Annotated in this window: 15 protein-coding genes; 7 read left to right on the forward strand and 8 right to left on the reverse strand. The window is 54.8% G+C overall.

Going from position 1 to position 22578, the window contains the following annotated elements; all coding sequences use genetic code 11:
- The first annotated feature begins 143 nt into the window (after nt 1-143).
- From ACFFLD_RS17315 to ACFFLD_RS17325, 3 genes are all read left to right on the forward strand, one after another.
- On the forward strand, nt 144-1241 hold the full coding sequence (locus tag ACFFLD_RS17315; RefSeq protein ID WP_386042631.1) for an efflux RND transporter periplasmic adaptor subunit: 1098 nt from the start codon (nt 144-146) through the stop codon (nt 1239-1241).
- Nucleotide 1242: 1 nt separating this feature from the next.
- Nucleotides 1243-4290: an efflux RND transporter permease subunit gene (locus tag ACFFLD_RS17320; protein WP_386042633.1), complete on the forward strand. Its 3048-nt coding sequence runs from the start codon at nt 1243-1245 to the stop codon at nt 4288-4290.
- Nucleotides 4291-4561: 271 nt separating this feature from the next.
- On the forward strand, nt 4562-6265 hold the full coding sequence (locus tag ACFFLD_RS17325) for a methyl-accepting chemotaxis protein (RefSeq protein ID WP_386042635.1): 1704 nt from the start codon (nt 4562-4564) through the stop codon (nt 6263-6265).
- A 115-nt stretch (nt 6266-6380) separates the two neighbouring features.
- Here the strand turns inward: ACFFLD_RS17325 and ACFFLD_RS17330 are convergent, their stop codons facing one another.
- Entirely contained in the window at nt 6381-7244 is an 864-nt protein-coding gene (locus tag ACFFLD_RS17330; protein WP_386042637.1) for an ABC transporter substrate-binding protein, read from the reverse strand.
- A 243-nt stretch (nt 7245-7487) separates the two neighbouring features.
- Between ACFFLD_RS17330 and ACFFLD_RS17335 the strand changes: the two genes are divergently transcribed.
- Together ACFFLD_RS17335 and ACFFLD_RS17340 are read left to right on the forward strand one after the other, a co-directional pair.
- Nucleotides 7488-8096, forward strand: a complete 609-nt coding sequence (locus tag ACFFLD_RS17335; RefSeq protein WP_386042639.1) for a TetR/AcrR family transcriptional regulator — start codon at nt 7488-7490, stop codon at nt 8094-8096.
- Nucleotides 8086-9303 carry a multidrug effflux MFS transporter gene (locus ACFFLD_RS17340; RefSeq protein ID WP_386042641.1) on the forward strand — a complete coding sequence of 406 codons (1218 nt, stop codon included), beginning with the start codon at nt 8086-8088 and terminating at the stop codon, nt 9301-9303. The genes ACFFLD_RS17335 and ACFFLD_RS17340 overlap by 11 nt, the downstream gene beginning before the upstream one ends.
- Nucleotides 9304-9345: 42 nt before the next feature.
- Here ACFFLD_RS17340 and preA read toward each other — a convergent pair whose 3' ends face one another.
- The 4 genes from preA to ACFFLD_RS17360 are packed head-to-tail and all read right to left on the reverse strand — an operon-like array spanning nt 9346 to nt 14443.
- On the reverse strand, nt 9346-10689 hold the full coding sequence (gene preA / locus ACFFLD_RS17345; RefSeq protein ID WP_386042643.1) for an NAD-dependent dihydropyrimidine dehydrogenase subunit PreA: 1344 nt from the start codon (nt 10687-10689) through the stop codon (nt 9346-9348).
- Complete coding sequence (locus ACFFLD_RS17350; protein ID WP_386042645.1) at nt 10686-12065, reverse strand: NAD(P)-dependent oxidoreductase; 1380 nt, start codon at nt 12063-12065, stop codon at nt 10686-10688. The genes preA and ACFFLD_RS17350 overlap by 4 nt, the downstream gene beginning before the upstream one ends.
- A 40-nt stretch (nt 12066-12105) precedes the next feature.
- Nucleotides 12106-13545, reverse strand: a complete 1440-nt coding sequence (gene hydA / locus ACFFLD_RS17355) for a dihydropyrimidinase (protein WP_386042647.1) — start codon at nt 13543-13545, stop codon at nt 12106-12108.
- Between the two features lie 31 nt (nt 13546-13576).
- Nucleotides 13577-14443, reverse strand: a complete 867-nt coding sequence (locus ACFFLD_RS17360; RefSeq protein WP_386042649.1) for a nitrilase-related carbon-nitrogen hydrolase — start codon at nt 14441-14443, stop codon at nt 13577-13579.
- Nucleotides 14444-15143: 700 nt separating this feature from the next.
- Here ACFFLD_RS17360 and ACFFLD_RS17365 point away from each other — a divergent pair.
- Nucleotides 15144-16664 carry an NCS1 family nucleobase:cation symporter-1 gene (locus ACFFLD_RS17365; protein WP_386042651.1) on the forward strand — a complete coding sequence of 507 codons (1521 nt, stop codon included), beginning with the start codon at nt 15144-15146 and terminating at the stop codon, nt 16662-16664.
- A 60-nt stretch (nt 16665-16724) separates the two neighbouring features.
- Here ACFFLD_RS17365 and ACFFLD_RS17370 read toward each other — a convergent pair whose 3' ends face one another.
- Nucleotides 16725-17624: a LysR family transcriptional regulator gene (locus tag ACFFLD_RS17370; RefSeq protein ID WP_386042653.1), complete on the reverse strand. Its 900-nt coding sequence runs from the start codon at nt 17622-17624 to the stop codon at nt 16725-16727.
- Between the two features lie 201 nt (nt 17625-17825).
- Here ACFFLD_RS17370 and ACFFLD_RS17375 point away from each other — a divergent pair, with 201 nt between their 5' ends.
- Nucleotides 17826-20549: a bifunctional diguanylate cyclase/phosphodiesterase gene (locus ACFFLD_RS17375; RefSeq protein WP_386042655.1), complete on the forward strand. Its 2724-nt coding sequence runs from the start codon at nt 17826-17828 to the stop codon at nt 20547-20549.
- A 4-nt stretch (nt 20550-20553) separates the two neighbouring features.
- Here the strand turns inward: ACFFLD_RS17375 and ACFFLD_RS17380 are convergent, their stop codons facing one another.
- Both ACFFLD_RS17380 and moaA read right to left on the reverse strand, forming a co-directional pair.
- Nucleotides 20554-21570 carry a CobW family GTP-binding protein gene (locus tag ACFFLD_RS17380; protein WP_386042657.1) on the reverse strand — a complete coding sequence of 339 codons (1017 nt, stop codon included), beginning with the start codon at nt 21568-21570 and terminating at the stop codon, nt 20554-20556.
- Nucleotides 21571-21572: 2 nt separating this feature from the next.
- Nucleotides 21573-22577, reverse strand: a complete 1005-nt coding sequence (gene moaA / locus ACFFLD_RS17385) for a GTP 3',8-cyclase MoaA (RefSeq protein ID WP_386072482.1) — start codon at nt 22575-22577, stop codon at nt 21573-21575.
- Nucleotide 22578 lies beyond the last annotated feature (1 nt).

Below are 22578 nucleotides of genomic sequence, written 5' to 3' on the forward strand. Positions count from 1 at the left end.
TGGCAGTTATAGATAGTAAAGTCGCCGATGGGCGATTATTATAAACTCACTGACATTCATGAATGTCAGTGAGTTTATCGGTTATAGGCTGGGTTGTCCGAATTCAGTTTTAAAAAGCCGCGCTAACCGCCTACAAGGAGCCCATGGTGCCCCTCACTCTTCTTCGTTCATTGCCTTTCCTACTGGCCATGGTGGTACTCATGGGCTGCGAGCAGTCCCAACCACCGGCAGGTGATGTGACCCGGCCAGTGAAGTTAATAACGCTGGAATCGGCCAACACAGCATCGCAGCGACAATTTCCAGCACGCGTGGAGGCTTCCACGCGCAGTAACCTGTCATTTCGCATGGCGGGTGAATTACTGGAACTTAACGTGAGCCCCGGCCAAACGGTGCAAGAGGGTGAGGTGATTGCGCGTATTGATGACCAAAACGCGCAAAGCCAACTGGATAGCGCTCGCTCGCGTTTAGAGTTAGCCAAGTCGATGCTTGAACGCATGCGTTACACCCTTGAACGGGGAGCGGTCAGTCAGGCGCAGTTTGATGAAGCACAAAGCGATTGGCGTGCCGCCCGTGCTAATTTTGAACAGGCACAGGAGCAGCTAACGCATACCCAACTGCGCGCGCCTTACGATGGTGTTATTGCCCAGGTGCCGGTGGATAATCGTCAGATCGTTCAGGTTCAGGAAACCGTGGCGGTGATCCAGCAGCCAGGACAGCTGGACGTGGTATTTCATTTACCTGAGCAGATTGTACAGCGCCTGCCTCGCCGTGACGGTTCTCCCTTCGGTGACGCGATGGCGTTCGAAGTACGTTTTGGTAATAGCGACAAGCCTTATCTCGCCCAGTTAGCCTCCTATACCACCCAAACCAGTGCCCAAAGCTTGGCCTATGAAGTGACGTTAACGCTCCCTCAGCCTGACGACATTACCTTGCTGGATGGGATGAGCGCTAATGTGCGGTTGGATTTGGCGAGCTTGCAGATTGACTCCCATGCACCACGCTGGCACCTCCCCCCTGAAGCAGTAAGTTATGCCGGCGATGATCCAGATCAGGCGCTGGTATGGCGGTACACCGGTTCAGACCATCTTGAGTCAGTACCGGTGGAGGTGGGCACATTGACCTCAAATGGACTGGAGGTCAGCGGTGAATTGGCGGCAGGTGATCGTGTTGTGGCAGCGGGTGCCCATCGCTTGACGGCGGATACCAACGTGACCCCATGGGAAAAAGAGCAGGGGCTTTAACATGGTCGACTACTTTTTACGCCATCGGGCAGCCAGCTATTTAATGACGGTGGTGCTGCTGGCGGGTGGTGCGCTGTCGTTCCTGGGGATGGGGCAGCTTGAGTTTCCTGAGTTCACTATCCGCAATGCGTTGATTACCACCCAATACCCTGGCGCAACACCGGAGGAAGTGGAGCAGGAGGTCACCTCTACCCTGGAAGAGTCCATTCAGGGAATGTCATCGATAAAGCGTATCAGCTCTGTTAGCTCGGATGGCCTCTCACAAATTACCATCGAGCTTGTCAGCACGGTGCAAAACGAGGAGCTTGAGCAGCTATGGGACTCGCTACGTCGTAAAGTTCAGGATGCTCAGGCAGCGTTACCTCCAGGGGCTAGCCAGTCGCGCGTGAATGACGATTTTGGTGATGTATTTGGTTTCATGGTTAACCTGACGGGCGAAGGTTATCCGATGCCGGACCTGGCTGACCACGCTGACTTCCTCAAGCGTGAGCTGGCGCTGGTGGAAGGTGTCGGAAAAGTGTCGCTAGCCGGAGAGCGCGAAGAGCGTATTTATATTGAAGTAGACCGCGAAAAGTTGCGGGCGCTCAATATTCCGCTTAACCGCTTGCAGCAATTGTTAGATACCCAAAATGCCGTCGTTGATGCCGGGCACCTTAAGCAGAATGGGCACCGTTTCCGCATTACCCCGACGGGCAGTGCCGCGAATATTGAGGATCTGCGTGCCCTGATTGTCAGCGAAGGCGAGGGCGAACTGGTACGACTAAGCGATATTGCCAATATCAGCCGCGAGCTGACAGATCGCCCCCAGCAGCTTTACCGCGATATGGGGCGGCCCGCGATCTCATTGGGCATCTCGTTTGAAAGTGGCGTGAATGTCGTTGAAGTTGGCGAACGGCTGCAGCAGCGTCTCTCACAGCTGCAAGCACGCACGCCGCTTGGAATGGAGCTAAATGTCGTCTACGACCAGCCCCAGGTGGTCGATGATGCGGTGTCAGGCTTCTTGATGAGCCTCATTCAGGCGGTGGCCATCGTCATTGTAGTGTTAATGCTGTTTATGGGTTGGCGCAGTGGCCTGCTAATGGGGTTTATCCTGCTAACCACCATCATCGGCACATTTATGCTGATGCGTTTTCATGGTCTCCAGTTGGAAAAAATATCCCTGGGGGCCCTGATTATTGCGTTGGGCATGTTGGTGGATAACGCCATTGTGGTCACCGAAGGTATGCTGGTGGGCTTAAAACGTGGTCAAAGTATTTTAGACTCGGCCCACCAGGTCGTGCGTCAAAATGCCTGGCCTTTGTTGGCCGCCACGCTCATCGCCATTGCCGCCTTTGCCCCGATTGGCCTGTCGCCGGATACCACCGGCGAGTTTATTGGCTCGCTGTTTTTCGTGCTGCTTTACTCGCTCTTATTGAGCTGGGTGACCGCACTGACGCTAACGCCATTCTACTTCAAGCTGTTTTTCCGCAATGTCGCCCCTGGCGATGGTCAGGATGATCCCTACCAAGGCGTGGTGTACCGCTTTTTCGCGCGCATTATTGTGATTGGTATCCGCTGGCGTTGGGTCACATTAGTGCTAGTGGCTGCGTTATTGGCAGGGGCGGTCGTCGGCTTCGGTTCCGTTAAAAATGCTTTTTTCCCTGCGTCGAATACCCCGATCTTTTTTGTCGATTATCGAACGCCGGAAGGCACCGATATTCTCGAAACCCAGCGCCGCGTTAGCGAGCTGGAAGACCGTGTGATGGAGATGGACGGCGTCCGTCATTTGACCATTACGGTGGGCGGCGGCGCCCAGCGCTTTACGCTGACTTACTCGCCGGAAGACCGCTACGCAAGCTATGCACAGTTGATTGTGGAAACTGACGACAAAGAGACCCAACAGGCGCGCATGGCGGATGTTGAAAGAGTGCTGGAGCGAGACCACAGTGATATTGACTACAAAATCGCTCCCTTGGAGGTTGGCCCTTCGCCCAAAGCCAAATTGGAGGCGCGTTTTTACGGCAGTGATCCGGAGGTGCTGCGCGAGTTAGGCGATCAAGTGGAAGCGATGTTTCGTGATACGCCGCACATGACCAGCGTGCGTACCAGTTGGCGCAATCGCGTTCAGGCCCTTAAGCCTATCTTTATGGAAGATACTGCCCGGCGTCTGGGTGTGACCCGGGAAGACCTGGCCAGCACGCTGGCCTTGAGTACCAGCGGCAGCCAAGTGGGGGTCTATCGTGACGGGAGTGACTTGATACCCATGGTGGCGCGGGCCATCCCCGAGCAGCGCCATGATGTGGATAATCTCGGCTCGCTCAACGTATGGAGCCAGGAGCTGGGACGCTATATCACCGCCGACCAAGTGATTGCCGACATTACCACGCAAGTGGCGGATCCGTTGATTATGCGCCGTAATCGCGAGCGTATGCTGGCGGTATACGGGGAGCCCGACCCACTAAGCGGCGTGACGGCGGCCAGCATATTGGCCGAGGTCAGACCCCGTGTAGAAGCCATGCCGTTGCCTTCAGGGTATCGCCTGGAATGGGGGGGCGAGTTTGAGACCGCAGGGGAAGCCCAGAGCGGGCTATTTGCCTCGCTGCCGCTGGGGCTTGTGATGATGTTTATTATCACTGTGGTGTTGTTTAACAATTTCCGCCAACCGCTGGCTATCTGGTCGTTGGTGCCGCTCACCATCATTGGCGTGGTGGGCGCACTGCTGATCACCGGTTTGCCCTTCTCATTTATGGCGCTGCTCGGGACATTGAGCCTGATCGGGATGGTGATTAAGAATGCCATCGTGCTGGTTGAGGAAATCAACGTTCAGCTGCCCCAGTACGAGGACCGCTATCACGCGGTGGTGCGAGCGGCAGTTAGCCGGGTACGCCCGGTCGCCATGGCAGCGTTGACGACCATGCTGGGGATGATACCGCTGATTAGCGATGCCTTCTTCGCCAGCATGGCGGTCGCGCTGATTGGTGGCCTGGGCGTTGCTACGTTGTTGACCCTGGTTGTGCTGCCGGTGGTTTACTGTGTGCTGTATCGGATTCGCATTCACCCTGATCACTAAACCCAATGACCGCAGAATAGCAGGGGCAACACTTGAGAACTCGCTCAGGTGTTGCCCCATTTTTTATAGCGAACTCAGCAGTGAGGAGAACGCCAAGCGACAGGCCAATTGTTAAAAATTATGAACTCTATGCTTTAGGTTTATTGGACGCTGTAATATCAGATAACCAAATGGTTACTGCTGCTCCTAGTTAAATAGGATTAGACAAGTTTCTTCTATCAACTTAAAGCAAACCGAAGCGTATACGCTTTGGGAGTAAGGTTTCTTTCCTATGAATCGGCTACTTAGTAAGGTGTCAGTTAAAACCAGTTTGACCCTGGTGTTAACTCTTTTCTCGCTACTTATTATTCTAATTGCGTTTATTGGTTACCTTGGTAACGAAGAGGGTGACAAAACGATTAAAGAAGTTGATCTTACTGCAGATCAAATTCGGTCAGTTAATCGGAGTCAACGGGCAGTCGCTAATGCGCAGCTTTTTTACATAAATAGTTTCGTTGCCGCCTATGAAAATGACGCTCGCTCGGCACGTGATTACTTGGAGCAGGCGCAAACTTGGCAGGATGATGCCCACGTATATTTTTTAGAGTTTGAGGAAATCGCTTCTCAGACACCACTTGTTGATACGTTGAGTACTACTTTCCAGAGTTTAATGGAACAGGGGTTGGTACCGCTAAGAGATGCGTTAGAGGCGGGCGATCAGGCACAGTTTCGAGCTGCAAGAGAGACGACCAGCCAGTTAAATCGGCAGTTTATAGAGGCGAGTATTGCCTACAATGACTACATGGCTGAGCAAAACGAGCTAATGATAGCCGATTATGAAAGCGATAAGCAGCTGATTGGATATATTGATATCGCTGTGCTTTTACTTGCAGCGTTGATGGTTCTATTCGTGCGTATCGCCATGGTGGGATCAATTGTAAAACCGCTGAACGAAGCGGTGGCGCACTTTGAGCGTATTGCTCAAAATGATCTCTCCGGCAAAGTAAAGGAACGTGGCAGCAATGAGATCGGTAAGCTATTTAGCGCTATGCAGAATATGCAGGGCAACCTGGCCAAAACGGTGTCGGAAGTACGCGATAGCAGTGGCTCGATTCATATCGGGGCGCGGGAAATTGCCAGTGGCAATGCGGATCTGTCATCACGTACCGAGCAACAGGCGGCTTCGCTGCAGGAAACCGCCGCCAGCATGGAGCAATTGACTGCTACCGTAAAACAGAATGCCGACAATGCCCGCCAAGCGAGCCAACTGGCGAACGATGCTTCCAGCACAGCCGTTCAGGGTGGCGATGTGGTGGAACAAGTTATTACCACCATGCATAGCATTTCTGATAGCTCACAAAAAGTCACCGATATCATCAGCGTTATTGATTCTATCGCCTTTCAAACCAATATTTTGGCGCTTAACGCCTCGGTAGAAGCCGCGAGAGCGGGCGAGCAAGGTCGCGGGTTTGCGGTAGTGGCCAGTGAAGTACGCAACTTGGCAAGCCGCAGTGCCGACGCGGCCAAAGAGATCAAAACACTGATTGAGACCTCGTCAACACAGGTGAAAGAGGGCTCGGTATTAGTCGAAAGCGCTGGTGCTACCATGCGCGAAGTGGTCACGTCGGTGCGTCGCGTGACCGATATCATGGATGAAATATCGGCGGCTTCACAGGAACAGAGCTCGGGCATTGAGCAGGTTAACCAAGCGGTTGCCCAGATGGATGAAGTGACCCAGCAGAACGCAGCGCTCGTGCAGGAAGCGTCTGCTGCAGCAAGCTCATTGGAAGAACAGGCGGCGCGGCTTGAAAGCGTTGTCGCGGTATTCAAATTAGCTGAAGGAGAGAAGAGCCGGACTCAACAGGCCCCACTGACCTCGTCTAAAAATTCGCTACAGCATTCATCTCAACAGCCTGCGCTTTTGCGCCCGGCGCCGCGTACTCAAGCAAGCAGCCCAGCGAAGAGTAGCGTTGAAGATGATTGGGAAGCTTTCTAAGCTAGCGTTTCTCGCCATTGAGATTGCTCGCTACTTAGGTTTCTCGTTACTTAGGTTTCTCGCTACCTAGGCTGTAATACCCCCTCGTAAAGAGGGGGTATTTTTTTGTGAGCGCTTAGTTAGCTGTACTGTTTAGCGCTGCCGAGACTTCTTTAATCTGTAGCGCTAGGCTCTTCAGACCACCGCCGGAGAGATACCATAGCGCTGGCGTGAGCATGACTACCTGGGCATTGTCGGCACCGGCGTCTGCTAACGATTGCGTTAGCGTTTCGGGGTCGGCAGGCGTATTGCCAATCGCGGCGCTGCGATCAATCACCAGCACAACCTCGGGGTCTATTTCGCTGATGGCAGCAGGAGATAACGGGGTAAATGTGCGCGTGCCGTAGGTTTCAGAGGTGACGCTAGCAGGCATGTCGAGCGCCGTTACGCCCAGAACCTCATGCACCACTGGGTGTTCGTTAAGCATTAAATTGCCGTCATTGTGAGTCACTACCAGCGTACGAGGCGCGTTACGTAGCGCGTCGCGCTGAACTTCTATTTCGTTATGCAGAATTTCAAGCGCCGTCTCTGCGTCGCTTTCGGCCTCAGCTCGGCTGGCGAGCTCGCGCACATTGGCGTCAAAGGCGGTTAAATAGTCGTCGCCCTGCAGGCTGGTATCAAGCAGTGTGGCAATGTCGCCCAGTTGGTCTTCCCACTCCCGCTGGCGACCGTTGTAGAGAATCAGGCTGGGTTCGCTGTTACGCAGAGCGTCCATATCCGGCGAGCGCAGTCCGCCAATATCGGTGTAGGCATCGTCAGCATATTGCTCCAGGTAAGCGGGCAGGATCTGCTTGGGCACGCCGAAGACTTGTTCACTTACCCCGAGTGCTTCCAGCGTGTCTAGACTGCCCAGGTCGAAGGTGGCAATGCGCTGCTCGGCGCTGGCGATGGCGCTTACCGCAGAAAGCAGTAGCGTGGGGGCCAATACTCTGGTCTTCATAACAACTCCCATTATGAGAAAATAGTTTATATGAGATAAGTTCTCATATTCTCAAGGAAAAGGCATATTGTCGTTAAGCGAATGTGGAACAACATGTTGCATAACCTTTAGCACATTATCGCTTGTCTTGTATTTTCCTACCTTCCGGTAGGTAGGCTTCTTGTGTATAGTGAGCTCTCTATTACCAGCGGTCACCGCGGCTATATTAAAGAGAGCTTAAAAAGAGAGCTTAAAGAGAACGATATGTCAGCACGATCCACTACTTCCTCGCGTATCCTCGATGCGGCTGAGGCCCATTTTGCAGAACGCGGCTATGACGGTTCATCGTTGGCTGAGATTGCCGCAGCGGTGGGCATCAAGAAGGCATCGCTGTACGCGCACTTTGCCAATAAAGATGCGCTTTTCATGGACGTATTCAGGAAAGCACTCGCTTATGAGCGAGAAGCGGCCGCTCGCTGCTTTGAGCATGAACCTACCGAAAACGGGCCGGGGTCAAGCTACGCCGAAGACTTGATTAAGCGCTATGACAGCACGCAGCAGCTGCGTTTTTTACTGCGCACCAGCTATATGCCGCCCGAGAAGCTTAAAGCATCCATTGATGAAGGCCACGAGCGTTATCTGGATCAACTTTGCGAGGCCTTCGAAGCAAGAGTACGCCTATGGAGTGCCTCGCTCTCCAAGGCAACCCTCCAGCAGTATGGCCAAGCGTATGTGGGGATTATCGATAGCCTGCAGGTCAAGCTGGTATACACCGATTGCGAGCAGGCGGCGGCGCGCTGGGCGGTCATGCAGCAGATGCTTAATGCGGCCCTGCAGCAGGCAGCCAGCCAGGAGGTGTCTCATGAACGCTAATCGAGTAGCGGCGCCCTCAGTGGGCCTGGCACTACTGCTGTTACTGGCGCTGCTGACCGCGCTGGATGCCATGGCAATCGACATGTACCTGCCCGGAATGCCAGCACTAGCAGCGGACTTCGGTGTTGACGCCGGGCGCATTCAGCAAACGCTTTCGATATTTTTGGCTGGCCTAGCTATCGGCCAGGGGCTTTACGGGCCTCTGCTGGATCGCTTTGGCCGCCGACTGCCGCTGCTGCTGGGCATCGGCGTATTTGTCCTTGGGTCGGTGCTGGCAGCGCTGGCTTCAAGCGTCGAATGGCTATTGGCCGCACGGTTTCTGCAGGCGCTGGGCGCGGCTGCTGGGCTGGTGAGCCCACGCGCCATTGTGGCCGATCTGTGCGATATGAAGGAGTCGGCGAGTATCTTCTCCCTGCTGATGCAGGTCATGATGATTGCACCCATCGTGGCACCTTTGCTGGGTGGCTATCTGTTGGAGCATGGTGGCTGGCGGTTTATCTTTTGGACCTTGGCCGTCATGGGCACCATCGGTCTGATATGGGGATGGCGCTTACTGCCTGATTCACTGCCGGTCGATCAGCGGGTCGCGCTGAACATGGGGAGCATCTGGCGCGCCTATGGCCGCCAACTACGCCACATCACCTTTCTCCTCTATGCGCTGGCAGGTGGTGTCATCCTCGGCTCCCTGTTCACCTATATCAGTGCCTCGGCGTTTGTGTTTACTGAGTATTATGGTCTGACGCCGACCCAATTCAGCTACGTTTTTGCGGCTAATTCCGTTGCCTTGGTGCTGGGGGGCGCGTTGAGTAACCAACTGCTGAAACGAGGCGTGGAAGCGCGAAATGCGATGCTGGTGGGAATGGCCCTTCATGGCCTGGCAGGCGCATTACTGGCAGGGTTGACGCTGTTTGGTGAGCCAACGCTCCTGCTTTACAGCGCTCTTTTAGCCGTTGCCGTGGGGGCCTTGGGGCTGATCTTTGGTAATGTCACCGCTCTGACAATGGCATGTGCAGGTCGGCAGGTGGGTGTTGCTTCGGCACTCATGGGGGTTTTGCACTATCTGGTGGCTGCTGTCATTGGTTATGCCGTGAGTTTGGCCCCCCAGGGAGCATCAACGCTGCCCATCGCAATTGCCCTTTGTGGCGGGGCGGCGCTGTTGATCAGTCTTCAGGTATCTCGGCCCAGGCATGCGCCGATGGCCGCTTAGCTAGCGCGGCCCCCGTTATGAAAAATGGGGGCCGGTAGTTGGTCAGCTAGCTACCCGAAAAGGATTGCGTGGGTCGTTATCCCAGGCAAGGAAAGGCTTTCCGGTTTCCTGTGGGACCATGGTGATGCAGTTTTCCACCGGGCAGGTGATCTGGCAGAGGTTGCAACCTACGCACTCTTCGTCAATCACCTCGTAGCGGCGCGCGCCGTCGGGTTCGGTGAGTTTGGCGATCGACTGATGAGAGGTGTCCTCGCAGGCGATATAGCAGCGACCGCACTCGATGCACAAGTCCTGATCGATCTTGGCGATCGTCTTGAAGTTGATATCCAGATGTTTCCAGTCGGTGGTTTGGGGGACGGCCTTGCGTGAAAACGCTTCAATCGAGTCGTAGCCCTTTTCCGCCATCCAGCGGGATAAGCCGTCCTTCATCTCCTCCACAATGCGGAAACCGTTGAGCATGGCGGCCGTACACACCTGCACGCTGCCCGCGCCAAGGGCGATAAATTCCGCTGCGTCCCGCCAGGTGGAAATACCGCCAATGCCGGAAATGGGCAGCGTGGGAGTAGCCGGGTCGCGGGCAATTTCCGCTACCATATTCATGGCAATGGGCTTTACGGCGCTGCCACAGTAGCCGCCGTGAGTGCTTTTATGGCCCACCGTGGGTTTGGCGACCATGTTGTCCAGGTCGATACTGGTGATCGAGTTGATGGTATTGATCAGCGATACCGCATCGGCCCCACCGCGCAGCGCCGCCTGGGCTCCCACACGAATATCGGTGATGTTGGGCGTCAGCTTCACGATGACTGGCTTGGAGTAGTGCTTCTTGCACCAGTAGGTGACTTTCTCGATCAGATCGGGGTTCTGACCTACTGCCGCGCCCATGCCGCGTTCCGGCATGCCATGGGGACAACCCAGGTTCAGCTCGATGCCGTCCGCACCGGTGGCCTCCACCAGTGGAAGAATGTAGGCCCAGGCCTCCTCGACGCAAGGCACCATGATCGAGACAATCAGTGCTCGGTCGGGCCAATCCTTCTTCACCTGAGTGATCTCTCGAAGGTTGACCTCCAGTGAGCGGTCGGTAATCAGCTCAATGTTATTAAAGCCAATCACCTCACGGTTTTTGCCGTAATGAGCCGAGTAGCGTGAAGATACATTGACCGCCGGGGGCTCTTCGCCAAGGGTTTTCCACACCACGCCGCCCCAGCCAGCCTCATAAGCACGCACCACGTTATAGGCCTTGTCGGTGGGCGGGGCGGAGGCTAGCCAAAACGGGTTGGGTGCCTTGATACCGGCAAAATTGACCGAGAGATCGACGCCATTCACCACGCTGTCGCCACTGTTTTTCTTGCCTGGAAAAGAGAGGGATGAGAAAGGGATCGTGTTCATGCGGCCTCCTGCTTGGCGGCAAGCGCTTGGTGGATGGCGTGGGCGGCCAGTTTACCGTGCTGCACGGCCTGAACGGTGAGGTCCTGGCCGGGATTGACGCAGTCTCCTCCGGCGTAAACGTTGGGCAGTGACGTGCGAAAGAACGCATTCACCTGAATGCGCTCACCCTCGCGGGCAAGCTCGTTGGCGGTGGCATCGCTGAGGCTTGCGCCATCAAACCCTTGCCCGATAGCCTTGAAGATCGCATCGGCAGCAATCTCGAAGGTATCGCCTGTCGGGACCAATCGACCGGCCTGCTCAGCGGTTCTGGCAAAACGCATACCAGCCACAAGACCTTGTTCATCTCGCAGGATTTCGTCTGGCTGCGCCCAGGTCACCATGCGCACACCGTTGGCCTTGGCAATTTCCTGTTCGTGGTCGGTGGCGGACATCGCTTCCACGCCTCGGCGATAGACCAGGGTTACCTCAGTAGCGCCCAGGCGGGCCATTTGCGTGGCCATATCGATAGCCGTATTGCCCGCACCAATCACGATACAGCGCCTGGCAACGGCCAAACTGCCCAGATCATCGGTCTGACGCAGCGGCTTGATGTAATCCACCGCGGGGATCAGACCGGGGGCGTCCTCGCCAGTCAGTCCCATCGCCCGGCTTGCGCCCAAGCCTAATCCCAGGAATACGCTGTCGTAGCGCTGATGGAGCGTGGCCAGGTCAAGATTATCGCCAAGACGCTGGCCGTACTGGATGTCGATACCGCCAATTTCCAGCAGAAACGCCACTTCTTTGCGAGCAAAGTCATCGGTCATCTTGTAGCGGGCGATGCCGTACTCGTTCAATCCGCCAGGCTTCTGCTCGGCTTCGAAAATCGTGACCTGATGGCCCAGGATGGCTAAGCGGTGGGCGCAGGAGAGCCCGGCTGGCCCGGCGCCTACCACAGCAATGTGGTGTCCAGTAGTGGGGCCCCGTTTGAACGGGTGGCTTTCAAACTGCATATGGTCGGTGGCGTGGCGCTGGAGCAAGCCGATCAGCACCGGCTGACACTCGGCGTCATGATTGCGCACGCAGCTACGCTCGCAAAGGATTTCGGTGGGGCATACCCGAGCGCAGCTGCCACCCAGAATGTTGGCTTCCAGAATCGTCTGCGCCGCGCCGTTGATATTGTTTTCGCCGATCTGGCGAATAAAGCTTGGGATATCAATATCCGACGGGCAGGCCTCGACGCAAGGGGCATCAAAGCAGTAGAGGCAACGCTGGCTTTCAATCATTGCCTGGCGCGGTGTCAGCGGTGGGTGAAGGTCGCTGAAGTTATGGGTAAGCGTCTCAGGGTCGTAAGTGCCGACCTCTTGTGCGCTGGGCAGGTGGTCTAGTGGATGGGTCACGGTCGTTTCTCCTGTTATTCTTTTAAGCGCAGGTGACGGGTTAGCGCGTTACCGCGACGGGCGCATTCAGCTCGGCACGTTTGGCCAAAAGCTCGAACATGCCGGGATAGGCGGGGCGCTCTAAATAGCGTCCTGCGCCGCGCTCAGCGTGCAGTTCGCCGTCGCGCCACACCCATTTGCCCTGGCTGATGGTATGGCGGGCGATGCCGCGTACCGTCTTGCCCTCGAAGATGTTGAAGTCAACGTTCTGGTGATGCGTCTTGGCAGAGATGGTCCGCGTGCCGTTAGGGTCCCACACCACAAGGTCGGCATCTGAGCCCACCTGTATTGCCCCCTTGCGCGGGTAAAGATTGAAGATCTTGGCGGTATTGGTAGAGGTCACGGCGACAAATTCCTGGGCTGAGAGCTTGCCGGTGTTGACGCCTTCATCCCACAGTACGGCCAAGCGATCTTCCACCCCGGCGGTGCCGTTGGGGATCTTGGTAAAGTCATCTTTACCGGCGGCTTTCTGCTCTTCGCAAAAGCAGCAGTGGTCGGTAGCGGTGGTCTGGAGGTTACCCGATTGCAGTCCGTGCCAAAGTGCTTCCTGATGACCCTTGGGGCGGAAAGGGGGGCTCATCACGTGGGCCGCTGCGGTTGCCCAGTCGGGGTGCTGGTAAACGCTGTCGTCGATCAGCAGATGCCCGGCTAGGCACTCACCGAATACGGCGTGGCCCTGTTGGCGGGCGTAGGCAATTTCGTCCACTGCATCCTTGGTTGACACGTGTACCAGATAGACAGGCGCGCCGAGGGTGCTGGCAATGCGAATCGCGCGACTGGCCGCTTCGCCCTCCACCTGGGGCGGGCGGGAGAGCGGATGCGCTTCAGGCCCGGTCAAGCCCTGAGCAAGCAGCTTTTGCTGCATGTGATACACCAACTCGCCGTTTTCAGCATGCACAGTGGGCACCGCGCCCAGCTCCAGACAGCGCGAAAAGCTCTCCACCAGAATGTCATCGGTGGCCATGATGGCGCCCTTGTAGGCCATGAAGTGCTTGAAGCTGTTGACGCCGTGCTCGCGAACCAGGGTCCCCATCTCCTCTTTGACGCTCTCGTCCCACCAGGTAATCGCTACGTGGAACGCGAAGTCAGTGGCGGCTTTTTCCGCCCAGCCCTGCCAGGTTTCAAAGGCTTCCAGCAGCGATTGGCCGGGGCTGGGTATCACGAAATCGATAATCGTCGTCGTGCCACCCGCCATGGCGGCGGCGGTGCCGGTGTAGAAGTCCTCGCTGGCGACCGCGCCCATAAAGGGCATCTGCATATGGGTATGCGGGTCGATACCGCCAGGCATGACCAATTGGCCACTGGCATCAACGGTTTCACAGCCTTCGGGAAACTCCAGGTCGGTGCCTATTGCCTGAATTTTGCCATCGACACAGAGTACGTCAGCGCGATAGGTGTCGGTGTGGGTGACGACCGTGCCGCCCTTGATTAATAAGCTCATGGTGCGCTCCTTAAATGGTTATTGAGGGGGCTTATTCGCCGTCGGTGAGGCGGGTATAGGACTCGGGGCGGCGGTCACGGAAGAACTGCCAGTTGTTGCGCACCTCGCGCACCATATCCAGATCGATCTCGTGGACCAGCAGCTCGTCTTCGCTCTCGCTGGCTTGGGCTTCGATCTTGCCACGCGGATTGACGATATAGCTGGAGCCGTAAAAGTCGCCGATATTCCAGGGGGCTTCGGTGCCTACGCGGTTGATGGCGGCGATAAAGCAGCCGTTGGCAGCGGCAGAGGCGGGCTGTTCCAGCTCCCATAGATATTGGGAAAGCCCCGCCACCGTGGCGGAAGGATTGAAGATTACCTCGGCACCGTTAAGCGCCAGTGCCCGCCAGCCTTCGGGGAAGTGGCGGTCATAGCAGATATACACGCCGATCTTGCCGTAAGCGGTGTCGAATACCGGCCAGTTGGATTGGCCAGGCTTAAAGAAGAACTTTTCCCAAAAACCGGCCACCTGAGGTATATGGGTTTTGTGGTACTTGCCGAGGTAGCTGCCGTCGGCGTCGAACACCGCGGCGGTATTGTAGTAAACGCCGGTCTCGGTCTCCTCAAAGATAGGCACGATAATCACCATGCGATGCTGGGCAGCCAGCTTCTGCATCATTTGACAGGTAGGGCCTTCGGGCACCCGTTCGGCAGCGGCGTACCACTTCTCGTCCTGGCTGGGGCAGAAGTAAGGTTGGTTGAAGACCTCCTGAAAACACAGCACTTGTACGCCCTTATCGGCCGCTTGTTGAATCAGCGGCAGATGTGCCTCGTTCATGGCATCACGAATGGCCGCTGGTTCAAGGTCGGTACTGACCTTGAGGCCCATTTGTATGATGCCGATCGTCATTTTTTGCATGAAACCGCCCTCTCAATTGTTATGCGCCAACCGCTTTCGGGCGCTTTGTGGTATGTCACTGGCCAGGTAACCAATGGGTATTCATGTGGCGTGCGGTGACATCAAACGGTGCCCTGTTTCCTGGTCTGCCGGCGCTAGCCGCTATGCAGCAAGCGATGGAGTGGGCGAGTTATTGTTATTTGTTATAGTGCTAACGAAACTGTGTCATCAAAACCTTGCTATCAAAATCGTGCCATCAAAGCTGTCTCATTCGACAGCTTTTTGAACATAGACCTTTGAAAGGTATCTTTACAAGTGTTTTTTAAATTGATTGATTTATCTTTTTAACTCTTTGATTTTTTGTTTTATTTAAATTTTTTAAGGTTTTTTTTGCCAATTTGGTGAAATGCTGCACCCGCTTGGTGATATTTAAGTACTATAAAAAACAGATGCTTATTGTTATTTAAATGATTTTATAGTTTTTATTAGCCTCTTTTTGGTGCGGTTTTTATTTTAAAGGCTAAGCTGATTAAGGGTCGTTGATGGCGATTTGGTGAATAACAATAAATACACTATTAAAAAGCCGTATGCCTGCCGGTTGCGTCAGTTTTAGATCAATAAGTTAGCATTGATGAGATTGTTTTAGGCACGCTTATTGCTCTTGGAATTGATAGAGGAAACCGTGAATACATTGGGCAATAGCGCTGCTGAGGAGAATACAATGACAGGCTCCACCTCCCGCATGGTGAACAGAGAGGGATTGATTGAACTTGACGTAGGTAACGACGTAGGCGACAGCCCCCGCTTTAATCATGATATTGCCCCCACTCAGGCCAGCGAGCGCACATGGGGGAAATGGAACATTGCCGCGCTATGGGTAGGCATGTCGATCTGCGTACCCACCTATACGTTAGGAGGCGTATTAACGGCCTATTTCGGTTTAAGCGTGGGGGAAGCGTTATTAGCCATTTTATTGGCCAATGTAATCGTGCTGATTCCGCTCACCTTGAACGCCTTTCCTGGCACAAAATTCGGCATTCCCTTCCCGGTCGTGCTGCGCTCATCGTTTGGGATTTTAGGCTCGAATGTGCCTTGTCTAGTGCGTGCGTTGGTCGGCTGTGGCTGGTTTGGCATTCAAACCATGTTCGGTGGGCTGGCGATTCATTTAATGCTTTCCGAGCTGGTGCCTGCCTGGGCGGCGCTGGGGGGCGTAGGCGAAGTCATCGGCTTTTTCGTGTTCGGCGCGATGAACCTTTATGTGGTCATTCGCGGCGCAGAATCGATCAAGTGGCTGGAAACTCTGGCGGCGCCGCTGCTGTTGGCCGTAGGTGTTGGTTTGATGGTGTGGGCATGGCCCCATATGTCGATGACCGAGCTTTTGGCACAGCCGCCCTCGCGGCCTGAAGGGGCATCGGTCTACGGCTACTTTTTTGCAGGACTCACGGCCATGGTGGGCTTCTGGGCTACGCTGTCGCTGAATATTCCTGACTTCAGTCGGTTTGCGAAAAGCCAAAAAGATCAAATTGCCGGTCAGATTATTGGCCTGCCGTTGACGATGTTCTTTTTCGCGGCGCTTGGGGTCGTATTAACCGCCGCATCAGAAACATTGGTAGGCCAAACCGTTGCCGACCCGGTGCGTTTGATTGGCTATATCGATAGCCCCTTTTGGGTGGTGTTGGCCATGCTGCTGATTATTATTGCCACGATCTCCACCAACACGGCGTCCAATATCGTGTCACCGACCAATGATTTCCAGAACATTGCGCCCAAGTTGATTAACCAGACCCGCGGTGTATTGATAACAGGCGCCGTAGGCGTGGTACTGATGGGCTACGATCTATTGCAAAAAGCAGGGCTTATCCCGCCAGGGGTGTCGCTTGAGCAAATGTATTCCAACTGGCTGCTCGGCTATTCCAGCCTGCTAGGGCCTATCGCTGGCATTATGGCGGTGGATTATTTTCTGATTAAGCAGCAGCGCCTGGATGTCCCCAGTCTTTATATGGATAACCATGCCTACCCCGCCGTCAATGTGGCAGGTTTTATCGCCTTTGGTGTCCCGGTGGTGCTGACCCTGATGTCACTGTTAACCGGCACGATGAACTGGTTCTACGATTATGGCTGGTTTACAGGGTCGGCATTGGGCGCAATTGTCTACTACGTGGCAAGTCAGGTGCTGGCGTCGTCACCTCAGGCAGGGCCTGTTCCGATCTTGGCAAGTGAGGCGACAAAGCCGAACTCATAACGTGTATTAGCGGGCGTCAGACATTCTGCGCCCTGGCTAACATTCAATTCTTGATCAAATTCAGCTCTTGATTAAATTCAAGAAGGCGTCAACCACTCTATTAGGGCGGCGGTCATGGCGGGTGATCAGCACAAACGGAATACGGTAATGCTGGGTGGTGGCATGCAGCGCCCGCATTTTGCCCGCCTTGACCCATTGCTCGGCCACATGCTCAGGTAGAAAGCCGATAAAGCGCCCGGTCAAAATTAAAAAAGCAGCCCCTTCCCGATCAGAGGCCGATGCGCGCAGTGTGAGTGCATCGTGAGCCTGGCGTGCCTGAACCGGTAACGGGTAGCGCGGCGAAATAGCCGAGTATTGAGCGATAGTAGAAAAGCTGAGCAGCTCATCGTGCTCGGCGAATAGCGGGTGGCCTAGCGCACAGTAAAGATACGAAGGCTCATCATACAGATGGCGAATGGCTAAGCTGGTGGGCAGGTTCACCTCCGGCACCACGCCGACGCTCAAGTGGCCGTCCATCACGCCCCGAATAACCGCATCTGAAGGCTCCATATGAATATGCAGCGTGACGTCATTCTCCGGGGCACAAAGCTTGGCTAACGCATCGGTAACGTGCATGGCTGGCAGCGTCACCAGGTTGTCGGTAATGCCAATGTTCAATTCGCCTTTGATCGTTTGGTGCAGGGCATTGACGTCGCTTTTAAAGGTTTCCAGCGCCGCTAATAGCGTTAATCCCGCCTGGTAAATCTCTTTACCTTCTTCGGTTAAACTGAACCCTCCGCGCCCCCGCTGGCAGAGTGAAAAGCCCAGCCGCCCCTCCAAATCATTCATATGCTGACTGATCGCTGAACGGCTGATGCCGAGCGTGGTTTCAGCCGCGGTAAAGCCTCCGCACTCCACCACCGTTTGGAAAATGCGCACGAGGCGTATTTCGTAATCGCTCATTTGACCAAGCGATGCCATAACAACTCCTTGGTAGTTAGACTATCGATGTATAATGTCAGCCTTTCTAGCGAAGCAACTGTGATAAGACCTGATATACATCATAAAATTGCCGCGGCACTATTGGGCCAAATTACCCATCAGCGCATGTGTGTATCGGTTTTGGTTGTTTAACACTGTATCAGGTGCCTATTGGGGGCACCTGAATAAAGGCCCTGTACGATGTTCGCCACGCCCCTGGCTGTCAGCAAGTATATTGATAATGATCCGTACAGCTATCACCAGCAGCGGCGAAAGGTGGTGGCTGTCTATTTGCTGGCGCTTGTCGCCATGATAGTGATTTTTGGGTGGTTACTGAGCGAGCAATATAAACAGGAAATTATCGACGCGGAATCACGGATTATCGCTCGCGCTAATGTGGTCAATGAATGGGCAGAAGGAGTGTTCGCACAAAGTGGCCAGGCGCTTTTTGGCCTTACTGAACTCATTGGCATGCAGGGAATGCCTGACGCGAACAATTCCTTCATGCTGCAGCGGGCGTTAGATAACCTCACTGTGTTCGTTCCTTTGGTCGACGAAATCGCTATTTTGGACCCGGACGGACACGTGCTGCTGGCAACGCAACGCGGCAATCGTAACGGCTACATCAACATTGGCAAGACTGCATTTTTTAACGCGTTTAAGCAAAACGGGCAGCGTGAACTGATGACCCCGCTTCACTGGTCTGAAAGTGAACAGCAGTTCTATTTGTATCACGGGCGTCGCTTAGAGAGCCCAACCGGTGAGTTTGCTGGGGTGGTGCTGGCTAGTATTACCCCGCGAGTATTTGCCAATGCCCTGCAGCAGATGCACGTGTATGAGGGCGAGAGTATTGCATTGATCGATTCTGATTCGAAGTTGATTGCTAGGCATCCTGCCCCACCAGAGTCGTTACCCATCGGCATGAACATTACCAGTTCACGCGCTTCTCAAAAGCGAGCAAGAGAGCTGGCGAGGGGAGAGTTCGCCTGGTCATTAACCGCTGTTTCACCCATCGATGACCAAGAGCGCTTATTTCGCATACAGCGAGTAAGTGATTATCCAATGCTGGTAGTGGTGGGCGTTAACTTTCGCCAAACACTGGCTGCTTGGCGACAGCGCGCCTGGATATTAACGCTGGTGATGGCCGTAATTGCGTTATTGGGGGCGTGGGGTGCGCGTCACTATCTCAACCGTCTCTTATTATCCTATCAATTACGTCAACGGATCGAGGAGCGCGAGCAGGCGCGTGCCGAAGCGCAAGTTGCTGCTGCCGCCTTCGAAACGCACCTGGGGATTCTGATTACCGATCCCCAAGGAATCATTCTCAGGGTCAATGCTACGTATACCCGTATTACCGGCTACCGTGAAGCCGACCTCGTCGGCAAGTACTTTCGTATGTTTAGTTCAGGCCTGCATAGCGATGCATTTTATCGTCGTTTATGGAAGCGTGTTATGGATACCGGCCACTGGGAAGGCGAGCTATGGAACCAGCGTAAAAATGGTGAGATGTTTCCTGAATGGTTAACCATTAGCGCGGTTTATAGCGATGACAAGACCCTGACCCACTATGTGGCCACCTTAAATGATATCAGCGAGCGTAAAGCCGCTGAGCAGGAGATTCATCAGCTGGCGTTTTATGACCCATTAACCGGTCTGGCAAATCGACGTCTGTTCATTGACCGCATGGGGAATGCCCTGAAAGAGCTTTGTCGCCGCCAACGCTGTGGCGCGCTTATATTGATTGATATCGATAATTTCAAGCAAATTAATGACACCCTCGGCCACTATACCGGCGACCAGTTGTTGCAGGGATTGGCGCAGCGAATGGGGCAAATGTTGCGCGACACCGATACGTTAGCGCGCTTGGGCGCGGACGAGTTCGCCGTGTTAATTGAAGGGGTAGATAGCTGTCCTGAAAAAGCTGCCCAACTCGCTGAAAAAATTGCCTACAAACTGCTAGCCACACTTAATGAGCCCATTGCCGTGGGCGAAGAACACCTCAGGGTATCGGGTAGCATCGGTATTACCGTCATGGAGAATAATGAGCACAGCGTAGACGACTATTTGCAGCAGGTGGACATGGCGCTGTTTGAGGCCAAAATCAGCGGGCGTCATCGTGTCTGTTTCTTTGCTCCTTCCATGCAGACCGCGCTATTGGCGCATGTGAAGTTAGAATCGGATGTGCGACTTGCGCAGGTGGAGCAACAATGGCTGCTTCACTATCAGCCTCAGGTGAATCATCACGGTACGATTACCAGTGTGGAAGCATTATTGCGTTGGCAGCATCCTGAGCGGGGTCTGGTATCACCGGGCGAGTTTATCCCGCTCCTGGAAAGCACCGGCCTGATTAATGATGTGGGCGAATGGGTGTTGGAAAATGCCTGTTATCAACTTTCACGTTGGTCGCAGCAACCGCTGCTTAGCCAGTTGACTATCTCGGTCAATATCAGTCCGTTGCAGTTTCGTGATGAGCATTTCTTAGAGCGGGTTCAGGGCGTGTTTACGCGCACCCAGGCACCACTGGATCGGCTAAAGCTGGAAGTAACCGAAACCCTGTTTGTAGAGGCGCGCGATGATGCACGGGATAAAATGCTCGCGCTAAAAGCCCAAGGGGTGCGCTTCTCTCTGGATGATTTTGGTACCGGCTATTCGTCCCTGGCTTATCTTGCCCACCTGCCGTTGGATCAACTGAAAATCGACCAGTCATTTGTGCATCAGGTACTGGAAAGTCCGGCCAACGCGGCGATTGTGGAGAGCACGATCGCCTTGGCGAAAAGCCTTAATTTAGAGGTCATCGCAGAAGGGGTGGAGTCCAATGCACAGCAGACGTGGCTATGGGCGCATGGCTGCCACGCTTACCAGGGCTTTCTGTTTGGGCGCTCGGGTACCGCTGAGGCGATCGAGCAGCGGTTGTCTCGCCATTGATTTCTTAATCGGCTGCCAGGCATGTAGAGCAAGAAGCTTCGATATCCGGCAAGCAGGCCGCCAGCGTGTCGGGCTGGATAATTTCCAGACGAGAGTCCTGACGCCATGCGCTATTTTCGACGCTGAACGTTCCTTCTGCGCGGTTAAAGCGTTTCCAGCCATGATCAGTATGAAATACCCCTTTAATGCGAGCTTTTTGAGGTAATTCGCTCAACAAGGCGGCTAACCGATCCAGATCGAAACACTCGCTTGGATGCCAACGTAACCCGACGCTTGTATAGCCCAACGAGGTGCCGGTTTCTTTTTGAGGCTGGCCGGGGGTAGGGGGAGCGTCGAAGAAATTGCCTGTTAAGCTGGGCGTTGCCACCAGCGCTTGATGACTGGTGGGCATGGCGGTATCACTGGCGTCGGCGCTGCCGCTCTGAGTCAGTAGCTTGATAGGCAGTTCGCCATGGTGAGCTTCCTGTACCCATTTACGGGGCGGCCAGCGTTGCGCCACAAAGGCATGAGCGGCGTCTAGCTGTTCAGGTGTACTGTGGTCGAGCATGGTCAACGCCACCGCATCCGCCATATCGAGCTGATCGCGGAAGGTATCGTGCTGCCGAGCGCGGGGATCATCCAGCCGCCGTGGGTCGAGGGTGGCAATAATATCACGCACGTCAATGACGTCTTGAAAGGCCTCGCCACGAAGCAGGTCCAGTAAGCCCGCCGGGTGGCCCAGCCCAGAGGGCTCAATAATCACTCGGTCGGGTTTGCTGCGTGCCAGCAGATTCACCAAGGCCGCTTGCAGCACAAAGGCGAGCTGGCAGCACAGACAGCCGCCGGGTAGCCCTTTAACGACGACATCATCGCGGGCGTCAAACATGGCCTGGTCGATACCAATTTGGCCAAATTCATTAACTAATATGGCCCACGTTTCATCCACAGGCTTTTGCTCGATCAGGCTGTGGATAAGCGTGGTTTTGCCGCTGCCGAGAAAACCGGTAACGATATGCACCGGTACGTTGATGACTGCGGTCACTGCTAGCCCCCGGTCATGTTCATAAAGCGCACGACCTGGATATCACCGTCGGTAGTGAAGTGGTGGCGTTCGGGCTTCAGCGGCAGGGCGTTAATGATGGCTTTTTTAAGCGCCTGCATATCGCCGGGGTGACGGCGCATGACGGCGCGAAGATCCACCGAGTGCTCGTTGCCCAAACATAACAATAGACGTCCTTCCACGGTGACGCGAACGCGGTTGCAGGTGTCACAAAAGTTGTGGCTGTGGGGCGAGATAAAGCCTACCCGGCTCTCGCTATCGGCCATTCTAAAATAGCGCGAAGGGCCAGGGGTGGTTTCGGCCGTGGCCATCAGCGGATAACGGGTTTCTATTAACGATTGCACATCGTCGCTTGAGTAAAACGTTTCTGCCCGCGAGTGATCAGAAACATCGCCAAGCGGCATCTCTTCGATAAAGCTGATATCGAGGCCTTCCTGGCGGGCAAAAGTGACCAGATCGATCACTTCGTCATCGTTACGGCCTTTTAAAATCACTGCGTTAAGCTTGATGCGCTTAAAGCCCGCTTCTTGAGCGGCATGGATACCGTCGATGACCTTGGCTAAATCGCCGGTGCGGGTAAGCTGCTTGAAACGCTCGGCATCGAGCGAATCCAGACTGATATTCAGCCGCCGCAGACCGCTGGCATAAAGCTGCTTGGCGTGTTTACGCAGGCTGGCACCGTTCGTGGTCATGGTGAAGTCGTTAAGCCCGGGCATCGCGCCGATTTCATCGACCAACTGCTCGATACCGCGACGAACCAGTGGCTCGCCACCGGTCAGGCGAATTTTTTCTACCCCAAGCTCGGTAAACGCACGGGCCACCATGGCGATCTCTTCAAGCGTGAGCACTTGAGCACGCGGTAGGAAAGTCATGTCCTCACTCATGCAGTACACGCAGCGGAAATCGCAACGATCGGTTACCGAGATACGCACGTAGCTGATGCGTCGGCCAAAGTCGTCGATCAGTTGCTGAGCGGATTGCTGTTGCATT

It is taken from the genome of Vreelandella sulfidaeris, assembly GCF_042429665.1.
GTDB lineage: Bacteria > Pseudomonadota > Gammaproteobacteria > Pseudomonadales > Halomonadaceae > Vreelandella.